This is a genomic window from Streptomyces calidiresistens (genome assembly GCF_014141525.1).
GTDB classification, from domain to species: Bacteria; Actinomycetota; Actinomycetes; order Streptomycetales; family Streptomycetaceae; genus Streptomyces; species Streptomyces calidiresistens.
Map to the genome: position 1 here is coordinate 1 of NZ_VKHS01000392.1, position 5,059 is coordinate 5,059.

General features: G+C 73.5%; 3 protein-coding genes and 1 pseudogene. All 4 read right to left on the reverse strand.

Annotation, left to right across the window (positions count from 1 at the left end):
* Window positions 1-523 (reverse strand): DciA family protein (locus FOE67_RS16125; protein WP_182664886.1); only part of this gene is annotated, 523 nt, incomplete at its 3' end.
* A complete protein-coding gene (recF, locus tag FOE67_RS16130) occupies window positions 510-1,649 on the reverse strand; it encodes a DNA replication/repair protein RecF (RefSeq protein ID WP_182664887.1) in 1,140 nt (379 codons plus the stop codon). The genes FOE67_RS16125 and recF, both read right to left, overlap by 14 nt.
* A 182-nt stretch (window positions 1,650-1,831) precedes the next feature.
* Window positions 1,832-2,746 (reverse strand): annotated as a pseudogene (gene gnd / locus FOE67_RS16135) (phosphogluconate dehydrogenase (NAD(+)-dependent, decarboxylating)); the annotation flags it as partial.
* Between the two features lie 98 nt (window positions 2,747-2,844).
* Window positions 2,845-3,975 (reverse strand): DNA polymerase III subunit beta, encoded by a 1,131-nt coding sequence (gene dnaN, locus FOE67_RS16140; protein WP_182664891.1) that lies wholly within the window; start codon window positions 3,973-3,975, stop codon window positions 2,845-2,847.
* Window positions 3,976-5,059 lie beyond the last annotated feature (1,084 nt).

The following is a 5,059-nucleotide window of genomic DNA, read 5'->3' on the forward strand; positions in this document are numbered from 1 at the left end:
GGGGCGGCCCCCCCGGCCCCAGGACCCGCAACAACCGCACCGAACCCTGCCCGGCCGCCGCGTTCAACCTCGCCACCAACTGCGGTGCCAGCAGGCGCAACTGGGTCGCCCAGGCGGTGGAGTCGCAGCGCACCGTCAGCACCCGCTCCTCCTCGTCGTACCGCTCGGGAAGACAGTGCCGACCGATCTCCGGCCCCACCACGTCCGGCCAGCGCCCCCACACCCCGCCGACCGCCAACGGCATCTCCCAGCCGCGCTCCGCCGTCAGCCGGTCCAGCGCGGCGCCCAACGGCAACGGATCCCGACCACCGGGACGGGCACCCGACCGGACACCGGCCCGCCGGGCGTTCCCCCGGCGCTCCGGCACCCCGCGCTCCCGGGCCCGCTGCCGGGCGGCACGCAGCGCCACCCGCGCCAGATCCACCCCGGTCGGCTCGGCCGGCGCGGGCCGATCGGGCCCCTCGCCCGACCCCGCGGAACCCGCCGGCTCCGGCGCGGATCCGCCCGCCTCATCCGCCGACACGTCGCACGTCTCCTCCCGAGACCGCGTACCGGACACCGCGCAACACCGCCGGCACGTCCTCCTCCACCGCCGCCGTCACCAACACCTGTTCACCCGGTGCCACCAACTCCGCCAGCCGCTCGCGCCGGCGCGCGTCCAACTCCGCGAAGACGTCGTCCAGCACCAGCACCGGCTCCGGGCCCTCCTCCCGCAGCACACCGTACGAGGCCAGCCGCAGCGCCAACGCCAACGACCAGGACTCCCCGTGACTGGCGTACCCGCGCGCGGGCAGCGCCCCCAGGCGCAGCGACAGGTCGTCGCGGTGGGGACCCACCAGGGTCACCCCGCGCTCCACCTCGCGGGGCCGCGCCTCCGACAGGGCCTCCAGCAGCCACCCCTCCAGCTCCGGCCCGCTCACCGGCGGGGGGCCGCCCTCCGGCGAGGCCGAACAGCGGTACTCCAGGGAGACCGGACCACCGCCCGGCGCGACCTGCTCGTACGCCTTGTCCGCCACCGGTCCCAACGACTCCACCAGCGCCAGCCGACGGTCCGTCAACTCGGCACCCACCCGGGCCAGATGACCGTCCCACACGTCCAGGGTGGACAGATCCATCCGGCGCCCGCCGTGCCGCCGCGCCATCGCCGCCGACTTCAACAGGGTGTTGCGCTGGCGCAGCACCCGCTCGTAGTCCGCCCGAACCCCCGCCAGACGGGGCGCCCGCGCGGTGACCAACTCGTCCAGGAAACGCCGCCGCTCCCCCGGGTCGCCCTTCACCAGGGCCAGGTCCTCGGGGGCGAAGAGCACGGTGCGGACGATGCCCAGGGCATCGCGCGGCCGGACCCGGTCCGACCGGTTGATCCGGGCCCGATTGGCCCGGCCGGGGTTGAGCTCGAGCTCGACGGTCTGCTGCCGTTCCCCCTCGACCACCGCCGCCCGGATGACGGCACGGTCGGCGCCCGCCCGCACCAGGGGGGCGTCGGAGGCGGCCCGGTGGCTGCCGAGGGTGGCCAGGTAACCGACCGCCTCGACGAGGTTGGTCTTGCCCTGGCCGTTGGGGCCGACGAGGACCGAGACACCGGGGTCCAGGGCGAGCTCGGCCCGGACGTAGGACCGGAAGTCGGCCAGCGACAGGTGGGTGACCCGCATCGTGACCCGGCCTCCTCTCACCGCCGTGTTCCGCCGTCCTCCCCGCCCCGGGGGTGACGGGTCCGTGCCGGTCACGCGCCGTGGCGCCGGACCGGGCCCCCGTCGTCCGCCGGCGCGCGGTCACGCGCCGGCGGACGACGGGCCGGGGCCGTGTCCGGTGCGGGGAACCGGCTCCCCGCGCCTCACTTCTCGATCGGGCCGGCCTTGCCGTCGGTGGCCTCCACCGCGTGACCGCCGAACTGGTTGCGCAGCGCGGCGATCATCTTCATCTGCGGGGAGTCGACCTGGCGGGAGGAGAAGCGGGCGAAGAGCGAGGCGGTGATGGCCGGCAGCGGCACCGCGTGGTCGATCGCCGCCTCCACCGTCCAACGCCCCTCGCCGGAGTCGGCGGCGTAGCCGCGCAGCCCCGTCAGGTGCTCGTCGTCGTCCAGGGCGCGGACCGCGAGGTCCAGCAGCCAGGAGCGGATGACGGTGCCCTCCTGCCAGGCGCGGAAGACCTCGCGGACGTCCGTCACCGGGTCGGCGGCCTCCAGCAGCTCCCAGCCCTCCGCGAAGGCCTGCATCATCGCGTACTCGATGCCGTTGTGGACCATCTTCGCGAAGTGGCCCGCGCCGACCTTCCCCGCGTGCACCGAGCCGAAGTCGCCCACCGGACGGAGGGCGTCGAAGATCGGCTGCACCCGCTCCACGTGCTCGGGATCGCCGCCGTACATCAGGGCGTAGCCGTTCTCCAGGCCCCAGACACCACCGGAGACGCCGCAGTCGACGAAGCCGATGCCGCGCTCGGCCAGCTGCGCGGCGTGCAGCTCGTCGTCGGTCCAGCGCGAGTTGCCGCCGTCCACCACGATGTCGCCCGGCGACAGCAGCTCGCCGAGGGCGGTGATCGTCTCGTGGGTGGCGTCGCCGGCCGGGACCATCACCCACACCACGCGCGGCGCCTCCAGCGCCTCCACCAGCTCCTTGAGGCTGTGGACATCGGCGAGGTCGGCGTTGCGGTCGTACCCGACGACGGTGTGGCCGGCGCGGCGGATGCGCTCGCGCATGTTGCCGCCCATCTTGCCGAGACCGATGAGACCGAGCTGCATCGAGGACGCCTTTCTGCTGTCTGCCGGAGTGCCGTGGAGGGGCCGCGGGGCCCCGCCCCCGAGCCTACGCCGCGGCCCGCCCCACGGGCACGGGCGGGCCGGCGGGAGGGTCAGCCGCTGAGCCTCACCGGCATGATCAGGTACTTGTAGGAGTCGTCGGCCTCGGCGTCGATCGCCGGCCGGCCGCTGAGCAGCGCCGGCTTGGTGGAGGTGGTGAAGGACAGCTGGGCGACCGGGGAGTCGATCGCGCTCAGGCCCTCCAGCAGGAACGCCGGGTTGAAGGCGATGGAGATGTCCTCGCCCTCCAGCTGGATGTCCAGCCTTTCCACAGCCTGTGCATCGTCGCTGGACCCCGCCTCCAGGGTGAGCACGCCCTGCTCGAAGCCCAGCCGCACCGGGGTGTTGCGCTCCGCGACCAGCGCCACGCGCTTGACCGCCTCCACGAACGGGGGGGTCTCGATCACGGCCACGGAGTTGAACTCGGTGGGGAAGAGGGTGCGGTACTTGGGCAGGTCGCCCTCGAGCAACCGGGTGGTGGTGCGCCGACCGGCGCCCTCGAAGCCGATCAGCCCCTCGCCGGAGCCCGACCCGGCCAGGGCGATGGAGACCACGTCGCCGCCGGCCAGCGACTTGGCGGTCTCCAGCAGGGTCTTCGCCGGGACCAGGGCGACCGCGGAGGTGTCCGGGTTCTCCGGCTTCCACAGGAACTCGCGGACCGCGAACCGGTAGCGGTCGGTGGAGGCCAGGGTGACCGTGTCGCCCTCGATCTCCACGCGCACACCGGTGAGCACCGGCAGGGTGTCGTCGCGCCCGGCGGCGATGGCGACCTGGGACACGGCGGAGGCGAAGACCTCGGCGGGCACGGTGCCGGTGGCCCCGGGCATCTGCGGCAGCGCCGGGTACTCCTCCACCGGCAGGGTGTGGAGGGTGAAGCGGGAGGAGCCGCAGACCAGGCTGACCCGTACGCCCTCGGTGGACAGCTCCACCGGGCGGTTGGGCAGGGCGCGGCAGATGTCGGCGAGCAGCCGGCCGGAGACCAGGACGGTGCCCTCCTCCTCGACCTCGGCCTCCACCGAGACCCGGGCGGAGACCTCGTAGTCGAAGCCGGACAGGCTCAGGTTGCCCTCGTCAGCTTTCAACAGCAGACCCGCCAGGACCGGCACCGGAGGCCGGGCCGGGAGGCTGCGGGCAGCCCACGCCACCGCCTCCGCGAGCACATCGCGTTCCACCCGGATCTTCACTTCCGCCGCCTCCTGTGGTTGCCGGCCGGTCTGGTGCAGGGCTCCAGTCTGACGCACCGGACCGACATCCCGGGTCGCCGCTCGTCAAGTCGGACCGGGAGGCGACGGGCCCCGGCCGGCCCACTTGTGCACAGCCCCCGCTTCGGATCGAGTTTCCCGGCTTATCTCTCCGGTCGTAGTAGTAGGGGCTGTGGAAACCGTGGACAACCTCGTTTTCGCAGGCCGGAAGCGATTTTTTGTCCCCGGGGCCCGGGGACGGTCCCGGGGACGGACGAGGGGTCTCTGTGGACGGGAGCCGGGTGTCCACACTCCGTCCCCGGGAGTCCCCGGGTTATCGACAGCTCCGTCCCCGGGTTTCCCGGGGTTCTCAACAGGCCCGGGGGACGGCCGTTGTGAGCTGATTCACTCCCCACGGTGAAAGTCGTCGCCGTGTTACCGAACAGTGGACAGGGCTGTGGACAGCCTGTGCACAACTCCGCTTTCCTGTGGGTCGGCGCTCCGAACCGGTGGACGGGGGTTGGGGGCCGCGGTGATCCCCCACTGGATCCACAGTCTGTGGAAAACTCGGATTCACATGTCCCCGGGCCGATGAGCTGCGTGAACCGTTGATTCAACGCCGCGCTGTGGACGCCCTGTGGGCGGAGCCGGGACATCCCCGGGATGTGGACGGGGCCGGCGGCCGAGAACTGTGGACATCGGCGCCCGGGGGTCCCGTAATCGAACACTTCCCCCTGTCGCGAGAGGGTCGCGACGGGCCCCGGGGCGACCGGGAAGCCCTCCGGAGGGGCCTCTCGCGGCCGATCCGGGGCTCCCGACGGCCGGCCGCTCCGTCGTCACCAGGGGAAATCCCCCGGCGCGCGGTGCCCAAACCCGCTGCCGGAAAGCCCACCTTCGGGCGTGTCGTGCGTGTCACCGGGTTGACGGGGTGGTCCGGAAGAGGGATCGGAGGGCCCGGGGAGGCCGGGGATGGCACCGGGTGCCATGCCCCGGATGGGCTCGGGGACATCCCCGTCGGGGTGCGGGGGGCTGCCCCTCCGGCCCTGCCCGGCATCCTCCGCACCGTCCCCTCCCACCCCGCGGGAGC